Source organism: Marinomonas sp., assembly GCF_039940335.1.
Taxonomy (GTDB): Bacteria; Pseudomonadota; Gammaproteobacteria; order Pseudomonadales; family Marinomonadaceae; genus Marinomonas.
Genome location: NZ_JBDVGW010000012.1, coordinates 186938 through 205474 on the forward strand (window position 1 = coordinate 186938; position 18537 = coordinate 205474).

An 18537-nucleotide genomic window follows, 5' to 3' on the forward strand; every position below is an offset into this window, starting at 1 on the left:
CACATTGTCAGCAAATGCGGGTCAATTTTAAAAATGTTGCGGTGAAGACCTGCTGACTCTTCACCGACTTTGAAAAAATTTTGCTTATTCTAGCACAAATTTCACGCAAAAAAGAACAGGCTATGCGAAACCGGCTTTTACTGTTTCAGCAAAAACCATGTCGACAACCTGCTCTATTGTGAGCTCTGTACTGTCTATTACCAAGGCACCAGCAGCTGGCACTAGAGGAGCAACGCTACGGTTAGCATCGCGTTCATCTCTTTCTTTGATAATTTTAACAAGTTCTTCAAGATTAACAGCTTCCCCTTTCTGCTGCAATTGCTGCATACGACGTTGCGCACGCTCTTCTGCAGAAGCTGTTAGGAAGATTTTAATCGGTGCATCAGGAAACACGACGGTTCCCATATCACGACCGTCCGCTACCAAGCCTGGTTGCTGGGCAAAGTCACGCTGGCGCAATAGCAAGCCTTCGCGTACTTCAGGAATAGCGGCCAATTTTGATGCGCTGTTGCCCACTTCCTCGGTACGAATAGCTTGGGTAACCGCTTCACCCTCTAAAATAATTTCAACTTTATTATCCGCCGTTGGCTGAAATTGAATATCTAAATGCTCTGCCAATACTTTTAAAGTATCCACATCGTCGTTGTCCATACCGTGATGGGATACAGCCAATGCCAAAAGACGGTACAATGCGCCGCTATCCAGAATGTGCCAACCGAGTTTTTCAGCCAATAATTGACTTACTGTCCCCTTACCGGCTCCACTTGGACCATCAATCGCAATCACCGGGGCTTGGTTTAACATATTTTTTCCTCTTAAAATCTACTGTGTGACTGTGCAGTGAAAACCTAACTGCATGACGACACGTTCTAACCCATTAAATTCTTCTAATAATTTCTGACAGTCGTTCACTCTTGTGGTTTGACGACTGCGAACACCTAAAACCAACATAGCTAGAGCCATTGGAACATCCCCTGCACAGTCCAGCTCACCGCCTTGGGGTACGCCTCCGGAAATATTCAACTCGCCATTCGCATATGAGCAGTTCACCTGCATAGAGCCCAAGGCATCTACCAAAGCTAAAATACGATCCTCACAATAATAAGGCAGTAAATTAATACCCTGAATACAGGTGTCACCTTGAGCATATACCGCTGCGGCACATAGCAAAGGCAAGCTATTCGCCATGGCCATACTTTGTTCAGGTGTTACAACAAAACCTTTTAAGGCGGTAAAACTCACCACCACAGACTGACAACCTAGGACGTCAACACTATTTTCTTTCTTGACAATGTTGGCGCCAATTGAATTCATAAAACCCAGAAAGCCCGCTTCTAATTCATGACTCGCCACGTTCTCAAGCAGCAAATCAGAACCTGGGAGTAAAGTCGCTAACAAGGCCAAAAATGCACTTTGATCAAGATCCGCAGGTAGGACAAGATTCTGCCCTATTAATTCTTGCGGCAAACATGACTCATCCAATTCTTCTGCTGTCGCGCCAGCAAAGCTTTCAAGTAACAAAGTATCTGCTTGAGTCAAAGCACCTCGAATAGACAAAGGCGTGCCTGAAACGGCGTTATACAAATCTGCCAGCAACACAGAAAAAGCACCATGACTCGCAAGCTCAACACTTACATTATCGCTTTGTACTGAAGGATTCGGCGAAAAGCGTAATGGCAGACAATCCGCGTCTGCCGACTCAACCAACTTACCCATACTTCTCGCTAAGGCTATGAGCTCCGGTTGCGGCTGAGTTAATAAATCTTGCTCAGCACTAATCACCACAGAAAAATCTTGCCCAGCCAGCACAGGCACCATAATGGCCAAGCTCTCCATCGAGGTATGGACATTAATCGGTGCTATTGGCGCCTTTAAACCGCGTAAACCTACCCCATGAATACGCAATCGATCGCTCGACAGCTCCTCGATCACCACTCCCATGTCACGGAAAGCTTGCAACGTTATACGCACCTCACCGGACAGCTCTATGTTGTCGATATTACTAACCCCTTGAGCGAGGGCAGCCATTGTAATGGCTTTATGTGACAAAGATCTGTCACCTTGCAAATAAACTTTACCTTTAATAGCAGAGGCCGCAGCAACGGTCACAGAGACTGGACGTGTGTCTTGGATTAAGCCTACCGTTCTCTGCTCTAATAGACGTAAAAAATGGTCGCGGGCAGATTTTGCTCGGGTAAATACACCAAACATAGTCGCACCATCACCCTCTTCAATCGCTTGGCGCATATCTGCAAGGCGCGCCGTAAACTGATCAAGGGTCGCTAGAGTAGCGTCTTTATTGGCCATAAAAACATCGCGCCACATAACCGGATCACTGGAAGCGATACGGGTAAAATCTCTAAAGCCACCTGCTGCAAACTTAAACACATCTTGGCTGCGCTCACTGTTCGCCAAGGAATCTACCAAGGTGTAAGCCAATAAATGGGGTAAATGACTGGATGACGCCAGCACATGATCATGATGATCCACCTCCATACTGACAACATCTGCACCGACTGCTGACCATAACTGATGCAAACGATCTAACAACACTGGGTCGCTGTCTACCAGTGGAGTCACTATGGCCATGTGATTTTCAAAAAGTTTTGGGTTGGCTGCCAACACACCACTTTTTTCAGCCCCTGCAATGGGATGACCGGGGATAAAGTTCTTTGGCACTTCACCAAAAACTTCACGAGCCGACGCCACCACACTACCTTTTGTTGAGCCAGCATCTGTCAGCAAGGTCTTAGCAGACAATAAAGGTTTTAATTCCGCTAAAACAGAGGACATGGCACGCACAGGTGTGGCGAGCATAATCACATCCATTTTAGAAACGAATTCAGCGGTCAACTCTGCCGGATAATCAATCACGCCAGTGGACACACCTAACGCCAACTCACCTTTGCGTCGATCAACACCATATAAGGTAGCAAGACCTTTTTCTTTTAGTGCTTTTGCGAAGGAACCACCTATCATGCCAAGACCTATAATCATGACATTGCCAAACTTACTCACCGAATCATCAACCCTTTTATACATCTCACCGAAAGCCAGTCAGCTTGTTACAACACAGCAACAGGATAGGAACCCAGCACTTTGACTTCTGAAGCTTTGCCCTGCAAATCTTCAATCACAGCACGGCTCAATGGATCTTGATGATGCCCTAGGAAATCGATATAGAAGATATACCCCCAACGACTCATTAAAGATGGACGAGTTTCCAAACGGGTCATGTCCACTCCTTGACGCTGGAATGCTTCCAACAAATTGTAAAGGGCACCCGGTTCGTTTTTAGCACTGATTAGCAAGGAGGTCTTATCTTTACCGCTAGCAGGCACATCCTGATTACCAACAATCAAGAAACGAGTGGTGTTATCAGGACGATCTTCTATATTGGCTGAAACAGCGATTAAACCATACAACTCGCTTGCCACTTCACCCGCTATCGCAGCAACAGCTCGCCCAGCAAGACCTGCCTCTGCCGCCAATCTAGCGGCTTCAGCATTAGAGCTCACTGCAATGCGCTCTGCATGGGGCCAGTAGCGGTCTAACCAAGCTCGGCACTGGGCCAACGACTGCTGGTGAGAGTAGATATGGGTGACGTCTTCTGAGCGTACATTTGGGCTCACAAGTAAGTGGTGGTGAATGCGAACTTCCACCTCACCACAAATTTTTAGTTTCGAGTCACGGAAGCTATCGAGAGTGTGGTTTACCACTCCTTCGGTAGAGTTTTCTACAGGTACCACACCATAGTTAGCCGCACCAGATTCCACTTCGCGGAAGACTTCATCAATCGCTGCCATCGGTGCACTGACAATAGACTTACCAAAGTGTTTTAAGGCCGCCTGCTGAGTAAAAGTACCTTCAGGCCCTAAGAAAGCAATGCGCATAGGCTTTTCAAGCGCTAGGCAAGAAGACATAATTTGACGAAAGATTTTCGCCATTTCTTCATTACCCAAAGGCCCTTCGTTTCGTTCCATCACACGACGCAAGACTTGCGCCTCACGCTCTGGACGATAAAACACCGCAGTATCCCCTTGATCCGCCATCTTCACTTCCGCTACTTTTTCAGCACAGCGGGCGCGCTCATTAATCAAGGACTGAATTTGCGAGTCAATCGCGTCAATACGGTCTCGCAATAAAGGCAAAGTCTGCGGCACTTTATTTGTAGAATCTGACATACTCGTTATCCGTGTTTTTCTTCAAAGGCTTTCATAAATGCGATCAACGCCTGCACACCTTCTAATGGCATAGCATTGTAAATACTGGCGCGCATGCCACCTACTGAACGATGTCCAGCCAGTGTACGCAGGCCAGCCGCCTCAGATTCAGCCAAGAATGCAGTCTCTAAAGACTCATCCGCCAAGATGAAGGGCACATTCATACGTGAACGATAGGCCACATCAATTGGGTTGGAGTAGAAAGCACTTTGATCGATAAAGTCGTACAGTAATTGTGCTTTGTGCTCATTCACTTTTTCGATGGCCGCAACGCCACCCTGAGCTTCTAGCCACTCAAATACCAAGTCTGCTAAATAAATAGCAAAGGTAGGCGGTGTGTTAATCATGGAATCATTCTTCGCCAAGTTGGCAAAATTCCAAGTGCTCGGCAAATCATCAGCGCTTCGCGTTAACAAGTCTTTGCGAACAATGACAATAACCACACCCGCAGGGCCGACATTTTTCTGCGCGCCAGCGTAAATCAAACCATACTTACTGACGTCAATTTTGCGAGACAAAATAGTCGATGATAAATCGGCAACTATTGGCAAATCTGTATCAGGCAAGTGGTCAAACTCCACCCCACCAATGGTTTCATTAGGAGTAATGTGCAAGTAAGCCGCTTCAGTGTTCAGTGTGTCTGCTGGCATGTCAGGTACTGTTAGGTAACCACCCTCTTTAGAAGAGCCGACCACGTCTACTTTTAGGTATTTTCGTGCTTCTTTAATGGCTTTCGCTGACCATGTACCGGTATCAAGGTAGCTGGCAGATTCAAAGCCATTGGCAAGGTTAGCAGGAATCTGGGCAAATAATGTCGATGCACCGCCCTGTACAAACAAGACTTCGTAGTTTTCAGGGATATCCAACAAACGACTTAAACGCGCCTTACAGGACGCTAGGATAGACATGAATTCAGCACTGCGATGGCTCATTTCCATCACGGAAGTGCCTGTACCATGCCAGTCTAATAACTCGGCTTGGGCTTTTTTCAATACCGCTTCAGGAAGCGCCGCTGGACCAGAACAAAAATTATATACTCGGCTCATGCCGCTTAATTCCTCTACTATTTAAGACCCATATCAAAATACTACAACGAAAAACGACGCACCTAGGGTGCGCCGCTTTCATTTGACACTGTTAGGCATCATCACTTGGCGCATCTGGTGCAGCAGAATCATTGGTTTCTACTGCGCCTTCTTCACCTTCAACCTCATCGGTCTCGTCGTCTTCTACAACGCGCTCTACTCCGACTAGGTGTTCATCATTGGTCAAACGAATCAAGGTCACGCCTTGTGTGTTACGACCTTGACAAGAGACCTCTGTAACACGTGTACGCACTAGCGTGCCCTGATCCGTGATCAAGATAATCTCATCGCTTTCATCGACTTGGGTTGCACCAACCACAGGGCCATTACGCTCAGAAACCTGAATACCAATAACCCCCTGACCACCACGTCCGTAAACTGGGAAGTCATCCGTTAGGGTACGCTTACCGTAGCCGTTCTCACATGCCATCAGTACCGCGGCACCTTCTTGAGGCACAATCAGAGAAACCACTTTTGCGTCGTCCGCAAGGCGAATACCACGAACACCCGCAGCAGTACGACCCATGGCGCGTACGTCAGATTCTTTGAAACGAATTGTTTTACCCGATGAAGAGACCAACATAATGTCGTTATCGCCATTGGTCATGGACACGCCAACCAATTCATCTGTTTCATCTAAGCTTAACGCAATCAAACCTGTTGAACGCGGGCGAGCAAAGTGTGACATGGCGGTTTTCTTCACCGTACCATTTGCTGTCGCCATAAAGATGTAGCTTGATGCTTCTTCGCCAGATTCCTCTTGCTCAACATCAGCATCTTCGCTATCTGTTTCTTTTTCTGGTGCCACCAAAGGCAACAAGGCAGAAATCGACTCACCCTCACTCAACGGCAATAAATTAACAATTGGGCGACCTTTAGCATTGCGACTTGCTACCGGAATTTCGAAAACACGCAACCAGTAAACTTTACCAAAATTACTAAATAGCATGATGGTGTCATGGCTACTTGTTACCAGTAAGTGCTCAATATGGTCTTCATCTTTCATACTTACCGAAGACTTACCACGCCCACCACGTCGCTGAGCTTGGTACTCTTCTAGTGGCTGAGACTTGGCGTAACCTGTATTGGAAATGGTGACTACCATTGGCGCTTCATCGATTAGATCCGCGATGGTCAGGTCTTGACGCGACGTCAGAATTTCTGTGCGACGCTCATCACCAAAACTATCACGTACTTCTTCTAGTTCATCACGAATAACAGCCATTAGACGCTCAGGATTCGATAAGATTTCTAACAGCTCAGCAATCAACTCGATCAAGGCTTTGTATTCACCTAGCAGCTTTTCATGCTCCAAGCCGGTTAAGCGATGCAATCGAAGATCCAAGATTGCTTGAGCTTGTTCTGGAGATAAATGATACGCCCCATCCACAAAGCCAAAGGCAGCATCTAGATCATCAGGACGACAAGCATCCGCCCCTGCACGCTCTAACATGGCCATTACATCACCTGGCTGCCAAGATTCTGTCACCAATTTTTCTTTGGCTTCAGCAGACGTTGGCGAAGTGCGAATCAGCTCGATAACACGATCTATGTTGACTAGAGAAACCGCTAAACCTTCTAGAATATGGCCACGTTCGCGGGCTTTACGCAATTCAAAAATAGTACGGCGCGTCACCACTTCACGACGGTGCTTAACAAAACATTCTAGGATTTGTTTTAAATTTAGCAGCTGTGGACGACCATCCACCAAAGCCACCATATTCATACCAAACACAGATTGAAGCTGGGTTTGAGAGAAGATGTTATTTACGACAACTTCTGGGTTTTCACCGCGACGCAGTTCAATAACGATACGCATGCCGTCTTTATCAGACTCATCGCGTAATTCACTGATGCCTTCTAGCTTCTTATCTTTGACCAATTCTGCGATTTTTTCGATCACTTTGGCTTTGTTTAGCTGATATGGAATCTCGGTAAACACAATCGCTTGACGATTGCCTTTTTCCATATCTTCAAAGTGGTGTCGAGCACGCATGTAGATACGACCACGACCAGTTTTGTAGGCTTCGATGATACCAGCACGGCCATTAATGAAGGCCCCTGTCGGGAAGTCAGGTCCTGGTATGTGTTCGATCAAGTCTTCAATGGAAATATCTGCGTTATCGATAACCGCAAGACAACCATCAATTACCTCACCTAAATTATGAGGCGGGATGTTAGTTGCCATACCTACTGCGATACCTGCCGAGCCATTTACTAGCAAGCCAGGAACACGTGCAGGAAGAACTTCCGGCATAAACTCTGTGCCGTCATAGTTAGGCACAAAATCAACGGTTTCTTTCTCAAGATCCATCAACAAATGGTGGGAGATCTTTTCCATACGGATTTCGGTATAACGCATCGCCGCGGCACTATCGCCATCTACCGAGCCGAAGTTACCTTGACCATCCACCAAGGTGTAGCGCATGGAAAAAGGCTGAGCCATACGGACAATTGTATCGTAAACAGCAGAGTCACCATGAGGGTGGTATTTACCGATTACGTCACCAACGATACGTGCCGACTTTTTGTATGGCTTATTCCAATCGTTTTTAAGTTCATTCATCGCAAACAAAACGCGACGATGCACAGGTTTTAAACCGTCTCGAACGTCTGGTAATGCTCGACCTACGATTACACTCATCGCGTAATCTAGATAAGAGCCTTTTAGTTCATTTTCGATACTGACGGGAATAATTTCTTTGGCTAATTCACCCATAGATACAACCGATCCTTATGCGTCGGAGTCTGAGAGACATCCTAATATCTTTTTTATAAGCGCTACATTGTACCATAATGAAATAAATAAACCTCTAACACTAAGTGCTTTTGTAGCCAATTCTCACCCATCTAAGTGATACAAATCCGTAGCTCATCTCGTAAACACCTAAGACAAACAAGTTTACTGTTGGTCACCCTCTTGGATAGCGCTATAATGAGGTGCAATAACTCACCATTGCACCAATGCAGCAAACAATTCACGGGCGCGATTCAGCACATCGAACACAGTAGGCCCACTAACAATCCAATGGAAAAATCAACATGACAGACGCCGCGAACAAGAATGTAGATCTAGATGAAGTTGCTAAATTTGAGGCGCTAGCAAGCCGCTGGTGGGACAAAAACAGTGAATTCAAACCCTTGCATGAGATAAACCCTTTACGCGCCAACTACATTAACGAGCGTGCTTCATTAGAAGGAAAAAAGGTAATCGACATTGGTTGCGGTGGTGGCATTCTATCGGAGTCATTAGCGCAGTTCGGCGCCCAGGTAAAAGGCATCGACATGGGTGAAGCCCCGTTAGAAGTCGCACGTCTTCATCTAAAAGAGTCCAACTTAGAAGTCGACTATGAGCGCATTACCGCGGAACAAATCGCCGACCGCGAAGTCGCTCAATACGATGTGGTGACCTGCCTAGAAATGCTGGAACATGTCCCCGATCCAGCCTCTGTCATCAACGCCTGCATGAAGCTCGTAAAACCTGGCGGCCACGTTTTTTTCTCTACCATTAACCGTAATCCAAAAGCCTATTTATTTGCCATTATTGGGGCAGAATACATTCTAAATATGCTACCTAAAGGCACCCACGATTACGCAAAATTTATCCAACCTGCCGAGCTTAACAATTACGCTCGCAATGCTGGGCTAGAAGTCACCCATATGACAGGCCTTACCTATAACCCTTTAACGAAAATCTACAAACTAAACGACAAAGACGTCTCTGTTAACTATATGATGCATACACAACGCCCCGAGACCGAATAAACCGACACATCAGGAGAGATTATGTTTGACTACACAGCACCTGAAACACTCCTAAAAGACAAGGTCATTCTCATCACTGGCGCTGGGGACGGCATAGGCAAGGCTGCCGCCCTTAGCTATGCCCAACACGGCGCCACCATTATTCTGCTTGGCCGCACCACGCAAAAACTTGAAAGCGTCTACGATCAAATTGATCAACTAGGCTACCCGCAAGCGGCCATCATCCCACTCAATCTAGAAAGCGCCACTGAGCACGACTTTCTGGAGATTACCAACACCATTGAAGCCGAGTTTGGTCGCCTAGATGGCTTGCTACACAACGCCAGCTTGCTTGGCCAACGCACCCCGATCGCGGATTATGACCCTAACCTATTTGAACAGGTCATGCGGGTAAATGTGCACAGCCAATTTCTACTCACCCAAGCCTTATTGCCACTGATTAACAAAGCAGAGCAAGGGCGCATCATTTTCACCTCTTCTGGGGTTGGGCGCACCGCCAAACCCAATTGGGGAGCGTATGCCGTCTCCAAGTTTGCCACTGAAGCCATGATGCAACTGTTTGCCTCAGAAGCACCTGAAAGCAGCCAAACACGCATCAATGCTATTAACCCGGGGGCAACTCGTACCGCCATGCGGGCCAATGCTTACCCCGATGAAAATCCATTAACACTTGCCACAGCCGAGGACATTATGCCTCTGTATCTTTTCCTAATGGGACAAGACAGCCAAAACACCAACGGCCAATCCATCGACGCACAGCAATAAAAAAAGGCACTGGATAGCTTTACTATCCAGTGCCCTCTCACTTTCTCATAAGATAGTTAACCGCCAATTAAACGCTCAAGACGCTCTTCTTCTGATAGCTGATCAACTTGCCCTGTCTCTGGCTGCTGCACCTCAGTAGCAGGCGCTATTTCCGAAAAATCACCCGGGTCTACAGCACTTGTCTGGACAGACTCTTCCACCTTAGCTTTATCTTCGTTTAGATGATCAGCAAATACCCCCACATCAGACATCATGCGCACACGTTTTTCTTGGATTTCGTCTGGAATCCTGCCTGTAAACAGTACCGTGAAGGGGTTTTCTTCTGTTCGACGATTCACCTCATCATAAATCGCCTGCTCATTTTCTGCCAATCGCGACTCTTCCAAATACGAAAGCTGCTGACCGGAAGCAGAGACAACAACATTAGGAGCAACAATTGGGCCGGCAGTTTGCTCAACCGGAATCACGGTAACTTCTTCTGGGGAACTTAGCACCACCTGATGACGACCACGAATAATCTGATCCCCATAAATGATATCCACAGCTTGAATTTCGACCGTTTGAGCGATAACACCTGTGGAAAACAAAACTAAGCCTAAAAGATACTTTTTCATAGCCACCTCAGAAAACATACCTCCACTATAAGAGATATGACGACAATAAAAAAGGAGCCTACACAAAAATTATGCAGCCCCTTTTTATTCTAAATTTTCCTGAATTATAGAGCTATCACTTCAAACTCAGCGACTGGGTCAGCCTCTGCTTCGTAATCTACACCATCCACACCAAAGCCGAACAACTTCAGGAATTCATCTTTGTAAAGTTGGTAATCTGTTTCGGCAAACAAGTTCTCGTCATTGATTGTTGGCCACAAATCACGGCAAGCTTGCTGAACATCTTCGCGTAATTCCCAATCATCAAGACGTAAACGGTTGTTATCGTCGGTCAATTCTGCAATGTTGCAATCATTGTATAAACGCTCAGAGAACATGCGGTAAATTTGATCCATACAACCTTCATGCAAATTCTTCTCACGCATGATTTTGAACACCATCGCCAAGTACAAAGGCATAACAGGGATAGCTGAAGAGGCTTGGGTAACAACCGACTTAAGAACCGCCACATTCGCTCCACCATTAAGTGGCGCCAACTGAGTATCAATGGCACTGGCGGCACGATCCAAATCTTCTTTGGCTTTACCTAGCGCACCATGCCAATAGATTGGCCAAGTTATATCAGAACCGATGTAAGAATAGGCAACAGTACGAACACCTTCTGCCAACACGCCCGCCTCACTTAAAGCAGACATCCACAATTCCCAATCCTGACCACCCATTACAGTCGTCGTCGCCGCAACTTCTTCTTCTGTTGCAGGCTCAATCTCCGCCTCAATGATCACATCTTTGTTAGTATCAATGGCGGTCGAGCGATAAGGCTGACCAATAGGTTTCAACACAGAGCGAATCACTTCGCCCGTGTCTGGCAACTTACGAACAGGTGATGCCAAAGAGTAAACCACCATATCGATTTGACCTAGATCTTCTTTGATCAGATTGATCACTGTATCACGAGCTTCATTAGAGAAAGCATCGCCATTAATACTTTTGGCGTACAAACCTTCTTCTTTTGCCGCTTTATCAAACGCTGCAGAGTTGTACCAACCTGCGGTACCGGTTTTTCTCTCAGTACCTGGCTTTTCAAAAAACACGCCGATTGTTGCCGCGCCCGAACCAAAGGCCGCAGCAATACGCGAAGATAAGCCATAACCACTCGACGCACCAATCACAAGCACTTTCTTAGGGCCGTTTTGAACAACACCTTGGCTTTTAGTAAAGGCGATTTGATCCCTTACGTTTTGCTCACAGCCAACTGGGTGAGTGGTTGTACAAATAAATCCGCGAATCTTAGGTTTTATGATCATAATCTTTTTCTCAACGTCATGTTTTGCTTACGTCCTACCCTCACGCCTATCCAGACGGGCGGGCAACACAAATCTATCGGGCATGATACAATAGCTTGATGAATATGTCCCAATTCTCGTAACATTGCGCCATTAAAATCCTCAGTTAAAGAGAATCCTGTGAATTTACTTGTTATTGGTTACGTCTGGCCAGAGCCTAACTCTTCCGCAGCGGGCAGCCGCATGATGCAGCTACTGCAATGCTTTAGACAACAAGACTGGAAAGTCACCTTTGCCAGCCCAGCACAAACTACCGAACATATGAGCGACCTTTCCTCATTGGGCATTCACAGCACTTCCATCCAGTTAAACTGCACCAGTTTTGATGAGTTCATTCAGCAACTCAAACCCGACATAGTGATATTTGATCGCTTCATGATGGAGGAGCAATTTGCTTGGCGAGTAGAAAAACACTGCTCAGAAGCCCTACGAGTACTCAATACCGAGGATTTACACTCATTAAGGAATGCAAGGCATAGCGCACTGAAGCAGAATCGCGAATTTCAAGAGGACGACTTACACTCAGAATTGGCCATTCGAGAAGTCGCCGCCATTCATCGCTGCGACCTAACCTTGATGATATCCGAGGTTGAAACGCAATTACTAATCGATAAGTTTCACGTCCCTGAAAGCCACCTACTGCATTTACCCTTCATGCTACCAACTCCGCAAGACTTGGAGGCATTACCCAGCTTTGAAGACCGCCAGCATTTTATTAGCATTGGTAACTTTCGTCACGCCCCTAACTGGGATGCGGTGCTATATCTGAAAAACACCCTTTGGCCAATGATTCGCCAACAACTCCCGCAAGCAGAGCTTCACATTTACGGCGCCTACCCTCCTCCGAAAGCCACTCAATTGCATAATCCAAATCAAGGCTTTCTGATTAAAGGCTGGGCTAAAAATGCCCTCACCGTCATGCAGGAAGCAAGAATTTGTCTTGCACCCTTACGCTTTGGCGCCGGCATTAAAGGTAAACTTGTGGAAGCTATGCAAATGGGCACTCCCAGCATTACAACTAAGGTGGGAGCGGAATCCATGCATGGACCACTACCTTGGAACGGCGTAACTACAGACGATGCACAAGAGTTTTGTGACGCAGCGGTTTCCCTTTACGAAGACAGAACCAGCTGGGAGCTGATGCAATACAATGGCACACAAATTCTCTCCCAGCGCTATTTAGCCAGTCACTGGCAGCCTATCTTCATCCGTCGACTGGAAAATCAATTTAAATTGAAGGATGCCTTACGCAAACGCCATTTTTGGGGAAGTATGCTAAGACACCACAGCCTGAAAAGCAGCCAGTATATGTCTCAATGGATAGAGTTGAAGAACAAGTAACGGGGGCATTATTTGCTCACAAACGGGCTTTGAGACTCTCGCTTGCGCACTTTTATTAACACATCACGCTTCTCTCGCTGGGTTAGGCGGCCCCAGCGGGTAATCTCCCGGCCGGTACGAAAACAGCCAATACAGATATCCTCATCATTTAATGAGCATAAGTTCACACAGGGGGACTTTATAGTCTGCTTCATGACAAATACCTAGATGGAAAGCAAGCACCAACGACCACGCGTCGTCAGCCTTAAAAACAAAACGCCCCGACAGAGAATTTCCATCGAGGCGTGATGACAATACTAAACCACTTAGAATTCAGCGTTGTGGTAAACGCGCTGAACATCTTCTAAATCGTTCAATAAATCTAGGAAACGCTCAAATTGCTCAGCATCTTCGCCACTAATTTCTAGCGTATTTTGTGGCACAAACTGAATCTCATCCACATCAAACTCCATTTCACCGAAGGCATCTAGCAAGGCGGTTTTTGCCTTGTTATATTCTGTGTTAGGCGCAAAAACAGTTACTTTGCCGTCATCAAGCTCAATGTCGGCCACATCGACATCTGCCATCATCAAGGCTTCAAGCACAGCCTCCTCATCGTCCCCAGAGAATACCAAAATAGCACTGTGATCAAACATATGACTCACACTGCCTTGGGTACCGATTTTACATTTCACCTTGTTAAAACAGGTACGCACATCACCAAAAGTACGGTTTGGGTTGTCGGACAAACAGTCCACAATCACCATGGTGCTGCCTGGGCCAAAACCTTCATAGCGAGCCGTATCAAAATCTTCTCCGCCACCACCTTTCGCCTTATCTATGGCTTTTTCGATAACATGAGTTGGCACTTGATCTTTTTTCGCGCGCTCAATCATGCCACGCAAAGCAAGGTTGCCATTAGGGTCTATACCACCCGATTTAGCACACACATAGATCTCACGACCGTATTTACTGTACACCTTGGCTTTTTGATCAGAGGTTTTTGCCATGGACTCTTTGCGGTTTTGAAAGGCTCTGCCCATTACGTTTTCCTATTCTATTCATTTTTGAAAGCAACAATTCTAACGTGTCACCCCAAAAGAAGGAACTGCTTGACCCATATAAAGGCTATAAAAGCGTTAAGCATCAGCAACAAAACAACCCCTTTGAACCAAAAGTTCCCAAAGCAAGCCTAGTTATGGTCAACTTTGCCCATACCCTCTGTCAATAACTGGATCCTGTGATCTTTTTCCTTCCACAGATCATTTACCCAGGCCTGAAATTTAGCTCGATATTCAGCATCTTGCTGGTAGTCGCCCAGCAAATCAGATGAAATTGGCAGCAATCGAATATGAACCTTTACCTGAGACACTCGACCACAAAGATAGTCCCACATAGTTGGAATACCACCGGGGTAAACAATCGTCACATCCACTAACTGCTCTAGCTTGCCTCCCATGGCGGTGAGAGCAAAGGACAAGCCTCCAGCCTTGGGCTTCAAGAGGGCTTGAAAACCATCACCCTGTTGCTCATGTTTAAGTCGAGTGAAACGTGTTCCCTCTAAAAAATTCATAATAGCGACAGGAGCATACTGGTATTTTTCACACGCCTTGCGAGTCACCTCTATGTCTTTACCTTTTAATTCTGGCCGCGCCTTTAGCTGCGCTTGGCTATAGCGTTTCATAAAAGGGAAATCTAACGCCCACCAAGCAAGACCAATAAAAGGCACCCAGATTAACGCTTGCTTTAGGAAAAACTTGATAAATGGAATTTGACGGTTAAATACTCGCTGCAAGATTAAAATATCCACCCACGATTGGTGATTCGCCGTGACCATATAAAAGCCTTTCAAGTTTAACTTACCGCCACCACTGACCAAGAGATGACTACACCCAAGGAGACGCTGAGAAAAACCATTAACGGTTATCCAAACAGTCGCAAAGCCGTCTAGGGTTTTATTTATTGGGACACGAATAAAATTAAAAGGAAGCGCAACTTTGATCACCGCCAATAACATTATGGGCACAAACCAAAACAAGGTGTTGAATACCAATATAAAGCCGGACACTAACCCTCGAAGAAAAAAAACACCTGACATACTCAGCCTACTGATTATATTTTTGATCATAGTACTAAAGGCCTTAAAGGATTGGAAATCCTCATTATTTACACCGGAAAGGCGTAGCCATATTTCACTAAAAAGCGTTATAGTGACTTGATAAAATAAGCTAGAAGTCAAACATCTAATTAGCTTGGCCATTTACTCAATTATTCCCGTTCAAATCGCGGATCAAAGACCATAGGAAACACACTCACATGATGTCGATTGCCAAAGGGTTTAAAATACGCCATAAACTCTTTCTGGTGTTTGTATTAAGCAACATTCTACTGATCGGTTCTATGTGGCAGGTATTTCAGTGGAGCTTCGATCGTGGCTTTGTGTCTTATGCGACGGAACGTGACCGAGATTTCCTCTCTCAGATGTCAAATCGATCTGCGAATTTATACCACTACTACGACAGTTGGGCATTCCTTATTCGCGAGCACGATATGGAAAAAGATTGGATTCAAGCCAAACTTGAAAATTACAACAGTCTAGCGCCACCACCGCGCACGCCGAATTTGGATATGATTTATCCATCCCAATATTACCGTAAACGCTTTCTTTTGTTTGATCATGACAAGGCTCCTATTATCGGCACCACAGAGTTTCAAGATGCTGAAACTGAAGCGGTCATCGTCAATAAAAAAACCGTTGGCTATGTTGGCTTACGTTCAATAAAAGAGTTAATTCAAGATCAAACCTTACGCTTTGTTCGCCAACAGGGTGAAGCTTTCTTATTGATTTCAGCCTTTATGCTGACCATTGCCGCTCTGCTTACATGGCCACTGGCCCAATGGTTAAGTCGTCCAATATGTGTGATGCGGGATGCCACCAAGAAACTGGCAGCAGGGCAATTTGAAACCCGAATTGAAGTAAAAGGCTCAGATGAATTGTCGCACCTTAGTTGTGACTTTAACCATCTGGCCAGTGCGCTGGAAAGTACTCGAGAAGCTCGAAAACGTTGGATTGCCGATACTGCCCATGAACTACGCACCCCTGTGGCAATATTACGAGGTGAAATTGAGGCAATGCAGGATGGTATCATTCCTGTTACGCCAGACAGTTTAGGCTCCCTTCAACAAGAAACCTTACATCTCGCTCGCCTAATTGACGATTTAAACCAACTCTCTATGCATGATGTAGGTAATATTGACTACAGTATGGAGCCTGCGAACTTAAATGAACTTATTGAAAGTGCAGTGCAATCCATGGTTTTGCCTTTCAATGAAGCGGGACTTGAGCTTTCTATGAAAGCAAGTAACCGGAACCCTATCATTATTAATGGTGACACAGATAGATTGCATCAGCTATTTGTCAACCTAATGAATAACTCATTAAAATACACAGACGCACCAGGTAAATTAACGGTAACTCTGAGCAAAGCTCAGAAAACTGCCGTGATTCTTTTTGAAGATTCAGCGCCGGGTGTGAGCGAAGAAAATAAAGAGAAAATATTCGATACTTTCTTCCGAATTGAGAATTCTCGTAACCGTGCTACTGGTGGTCGCGGCCTTGGTCTGGCAATATGTTCTAAAATTGTCGCCGGCCATCAAGGTAAAATTAGTGCCTATCACTCACCTGATAATGGTCTAGGCATAAGAATCGAACTCCCTATTAATTAAGATGGAAGTATAATTATTATGAGCAATGTACTCATTATTGAAGACGAACCAAAATTAGCCGAATTAATGTCAGCCTATCTGACACAAGCGGGATACGATAATCACCACCTAGACCGTGGCGATCTCGCTGTAAACTATGTTAAGAACAACCAAGTTGACCTTATTCTACTAGACCTTATGCTACCGGGTTTAGACGGCATCGAAGTGTGTAAGCAGGTTCGTCAATTTAGTGGTGTACCCATCATTATGGTGACTGCAAAAGCCGAAGAGATCGACCGTTTAATCGGTTTAGAAATGGGCGCTGATGATTACGTGTGCAAACCTTTTAGCCCACGTGAGATTGTTGCTCGTGTCAAAGCCAACTTACGACGTGTACAACTTGACCAAACTGAATCACCACGCACCGATGGTTTCGACCTAGACGTAGATCGTTTACGTGCTACCTACAAAGGCGAACTGATCGACTTAACGACAGTAGAGTTCCAGTTGCTTCAACTTCTAATCAAAGAGCCTGGTCGTGTGTTCGGTCGTGATTTAATTATGAAGAGCATTTATGCTGACAGTCGCGTGGTAAGTGACCGTACGATTGACAGTCACATCAAAAAGCTGCGTAAGAAGATTTCTGCGGTAGCACCTGAGCTGAATGTTATTCACTCTGTGTACGGCGCAGGTTACCGCTTCGAAAACAACGACTAACACTATTTTAGTAGGCTCACAGTTTGAGTAACTTTTTTGACGTGCTCGCGTTTTCCTTCTCTATCACTGCCCCCATCGTAATCATTATTGCGCTGGGGGTTGTGTTGTATAGATTACGTATCATCAATGATAGTTTCATTGAATGCGCTTCTAAGGTCGTCTTCAACGTTACCTTACCTGCCCTACTTTTTATTAGTATTTCTAAAACAAGTCTGGATAGAAACGCTAATTTTTCATTAGTCATCTATGCCATGCTGGCGGTAGTGGCTACCTACTTATTACTTGAATTATTTGCCAATCATTGGGTGAAAGTAAAAACCGATCGAGGGGTCTTTGTACAAGGTGCCTTTCGTTCAAACATGGGCATCATTGGGCTTGCTTACTGTGTTAACGCCTATGGAGATGAAGTTTTTTCCATCGCTTCTATCTATCTAGGTGGGGTTACCATGCTGTTCAATGTACTGTCTGTTATCTCTCTGAATCGAGCGATGGGAACAAACAACAGCTTACTAAAAACGATTCAAGGTCTTGCCAAAAACCCGCTAATAATAGCCATTATCGCAGCATTAGCTTTTTCAGCCAGCGGCTTAACTTTACCAAGCACACTACTTAAAACCGGTAATTACTTCGGTCAAATGACACTGCCTTTAGCGTTATTATGTGCCGGAGCCTCCTTACGCTTTAGCGAGTTGAAAAACGATATTTTCATAGCGGCTTTGGCCGCCACAGGCAAACTGGTTTTTATTCCCGTTGTCCTCACGCTAGGAGGCTATTTACTAGGCTACCGGGGGATGGAACTTGGGGTACTCTTCTTGATGGCCTCAGCACCTTCTGCATCAGCAGGCTACGTGATGGTTCGCGCTATCAATGGTAACTCTGCGTTGGCCGCTAACATTATAGTTTTAACCACCATTGCTTCCTTGCTAACCACCAGTATTGGCGTTACCTTGTTACGTGGCTTAAATTTAATGTAGTACCGAGTTATCAGGCTGGGTAC

The 18537-nt window shown here is 45.6% G+C and carries 16 protein-coding genes; 6 read left to right on the forward strand and 10 right to left on the reverse strand.

Going from position 1 to position 18537, the window contains the following annotated elements; translation table 11 throughout:
* Window positions 1-120: 120 nt before the first annotated feature.
* The 5 genes from cmk to gyrA all read right to left on the reverse strand — a co-directional run bounded on the left by cmk (window position 121) and on the right by gyrA (window position 8027).
* Window positions 121-804, reverse strand: a complete 684-nt coding sequence (gene cmk, locus ABJF92_RS08310; RefSeq protein ID WP_446815324.1) for a (d)CMP kinase — start codon at window positions 802-804, stop codon at window positions 121-123.
* A gap of 18 nt (window positions 805-822) precedes the next feature.
* On the reverse strand, window positions 823-3018 hold the full coding sequence (locus ABJF92_RS08315) for a prephenate dehydrogenase/arogenate dehydrogenase family protein (protein ID WP_446815325.1): 2196 nt from the start codon (window positions 3016-3018) through the stop codon (window positions 823-825).
* Window positions 3019-3065: 47 nt separating this feature from the next.
* Complete coding sequence (gene pheA / locus ABJF92_RS08320) at window positions 3066-4184, reverse strand: prephenate dehydratase (protein WP_446815326.1); 1119 nt, start codon at window positions 4182-4184, stop codon at window positions 3066-3068.
* 5 nt (window positions 4185-4189) lie between these two features.
* Window positions 4190-5269, reverse strand: coding sequence for a 3-phosphoserine/phosphohydroxythreonine transaminase (gene serC / locus ABJF92_RS08325; RefSeq protein ID WP_446815327.1), 1080 nt, complete (start codon window positions 5267-5269; stop codon window positions 4190-4192).
* Between the two features lie 91 nt (window positions 5270-5360).
* Window positions 5361-8027, reverse strand: a complete 2667-nt coding sequence (gene gyrA, locus ABJF92_RS08330) for a DNA gyrase subunit A (RefSeq protein WP_446815328.1) — start codon at window positions 8025-8027, stop codon at window positions 5361-5363.
* 323 nt (window positions 8028-8350) lie between these two features.
* Between gyrA and ubiG the strand changes: the two genes are divergently transcribed.
* Both ubiG and ABJF92_RS08340 read left to right on the forward strand, forming a co-directional pair.
* Window positions 8351-9073, forward strand: a complete 723-nt coding sequence (ubiG, locus tag ABJF92_RS08335; protein WP_446815329.1) for a bifunctional 2-polyprenyl-6-hydroxyphenol methylase/3-demethylubiquinol 3-O-methyltransferase UbiG — start codon at window positions 8351-8353, stop codon at window positions 9071-9073.
* Window positions 9074-9094: 21 nt separating this feature from the next.
* On the forward strand, window positions 9095-9838 hold the full coding sequence (locus ABJF92_RS08340; RefSeq protein ID WP_446815330.1) for a YciK family oxidoreductase: 744 nt from the start codon (window positions 9095-9097) through the stop codon (window positions 9836-9838).
* 56 nt (window positions 9839-9894) lie between these two features.
* Here the strand turns inward: ABJF92_RS08340 and ABJF92_RS08345 are convergent, their stop codons facing one another.
* The gene (locus ABJF92_RS08345) at window positions 9895-10452 is read right to left on the reverse strand and encodes a hypothetical protein (protein WP_446815331.1); all 558 of its coding nucleotides are present in this window, start codon (window positions 10450-10452) and stop codon (window positions 9895-9897) included.
* Window positions 10453-10556: 104 nt separating this feature from the next.
* A complete protein-coding gene (gene fabV / locus ABJF92_RS08350; RefSeq protein WP_446815332.1) occupies window positions 10557-11759 on the reverse strand; it encodes an enoyl-ACP reductase FabV in 1203 nt (400 codons plus the stop codon).
* Between the two features lie 159 nt (window positions 11760-11918).
* On the opposite strand from fabV, the gene ABJF92_RS08355 reads away from it, so the two are divergent.
* Window positions 11919-13139 (forward strand): glycosyltransferase, encoded by a 1221-nt coding sequence (locus ABJF92_RS08355; protein ID WP_446815333.1) that lies wholly within the window; start codon window positions 11919-11921, stop codon window positions 13137-13139.
* Window positions 13140-13147: 8 nt separating this feature from the next.
* Here ABJF92_RS08355 and ABJF92_RS08360 read toward each other — a convergent pair whose 3' ends face one another.
* The 3 genes from ABJF92_RS08360 to ABJF92_RS08370 all read right to left on the reverse strand — a co-directional run bounded on the left by ABJF92_RS08360 (window position 13148) and on the right by ABJF92_RS08370 (window position 15216).
* Window positions 13148-13333 (reverse strand): DUF1289 domain-containing protein, encoded by a 186-nt coding sequence (locus ABJF92_RS08360; protein WP_446815334.1) that lies wholly within the window; start codon window positions 13331-13333, stop codon window positions 13148-13150.
* A gap of 111 nt (window positions 13334-13444) precedes the next feature.
* A complete protein-coding gene (locus ABJF92_RS08365; protein ID WP_446815335.1) occupies window positions 13445-14161 on the reverse strand; it encodes a YebC/PmpR family DNA-binding transcriptional regulator in 717 nt (238 codons plus the stop codon).
* A 149-nt stretch (window positions 14162-14310) separates the two neighbouring features.
* The gene (locus ABJF92_RS08370; RefSeq protein WP_446815336.1) at window positions 14311-15216 is read right to left on the reverse strand and encodes an acyltransferase; all 906 of its coding nucleotides are present in this window, start codon (window positions 15214-15216) and stop codon (window positions 14311-14313) included.
* Window positions 15217-15434: 218 nt separating this feature from the next.
* Between ABJF92_RS08370 and ABJF92_RS08375 the strand changes: the two genes are divergently transcribed.
* Genes ABJF92_RS08375 through ABJF92_RS08385 form a run of 3 tightly spaced genes read left to right on the forward strand, consistent with a single transcriptional unit; the run spans window position 15435 to window position 18514 of the window.
* A complete protein-coding gene (locus ABJF92_RS08375) occupies window positions 15435-16844 on the forward strand; it encodes an ATP-binding protein (protein ID WP_446815337.1) in 1410 nt (469 codons plus the stop codon).
* A gap of 18 nt (window positions 16845-16862) precedes the next feature.
* Window positions 16863-17540: a response regulator gene (locus tag ABJF92_RS08380; RefSeq protein ID WP_445975947.1), complete on the forward strand. Its 678-nt coding sequence runs from the start codon at window positions 16863-16865 to the stop codon at window positions 17538-17540.
* 23 nt (window positions 17541-17563) lie between these two features.
* Window positions 17564-18514: an AEC family transporter gene (locus tag ABJF92_RS08385; RefSeq protein ID WP_446815338.1), complete on the forward strand. Its 951-nt coding sequence runs from the start codon at window positions 17564-17566 to the stop codon at window positions 18512-18514.
* The last annotated feature ends 23 nt before the right edge of the window (window positions 18515-18537 follow it).

Coding starts and splice junctions, on each gene's coding strand:
- cmk (WP_446815324.1), bottom strand. CDS start 804: ATGTTAAACCAAGCCCCGGTGATTGCGATTGATGGTCCAAGTGGAGCC.
- pheA (WP_446815326.1), bottom strand. CDS start 4,184: ATGTCAGATTCTACAAATAAAGTGCCGCAGACTTTGCCTTTATTGCGA.
- serC (WP_446815327.1), bottom strand. CDS start 5,269: ATGAGCCGAGTATATAATTTTTGTTCTGGTCCAGCGGCGCTTCCTGAA.
- gyrA (WP_446815328.1), bottom strand. CDS start 8,027: ATGGGTGAATTAGCCAAAGAAATTATTCCCGTCAGTATCGAAAATGAA.
- ubiG (WP_446815329.1), top strand. CDS start 8,351: ATGACAGACGCCGCGAACAAGAATGTAGATCTAGATGAAGTTGCTAAA.
- ABJF92_RS08340 (WP_446815330.1), top strand. CDS start 9,095: ATGTTTGACTACACAGCACCTGAAACACTCCTAAAAGACAAGGTCATT.
- ABJF92_RS08345 (WP_446815331.1), bottom strand. CDS start 10,452: ATGAAAAAGTATCTTTTAGGCTTAGTTTTGTTTTCCACAGGTGTTATC.
- fabV (WP_446815332.1), bottom strand. CDS start 11,759: ATGATCATAAAACCTAAGATTCGCGGATTTATTTGTACAACCACTCAC.
- ABJF92_RS08360 (WP_446815334.1), bottom strand. CDS start 13,333: ATGAAGCAGACTATAAAGTCCCCCTGTGTGAACTTATGCTCATTAAAT.
- ABJF92_RS08365 (WP_446815335.1), bottom strand. CDS start 14,161: ATGGGCAGAGCCTTTCAAAACCGCAAAGAGTCCATGGCAAAAACCTCT.
- ABJF92_RS08370 (WP_446815336.1), bottom strand. CDS start 15,216: ATGTCAGGTGTTTTTTTTCTTCGAGGGTTAGTGTCCGGCTTTATATTG.
- ABJF92_RS08375 (WP_446815337.1), top strand. CDS start 15,435: ATGATGTCGATTGCCAAAGGGTTTAAAATACGCCATAAACTCTTTCTG.
- ABJF92_RS08380 (WP_445975947.1), top strand. CDS start 16,863: ATGAGCAATGTACTCATTATTGAAGACGAACCAAAATTAGCCGAATTA.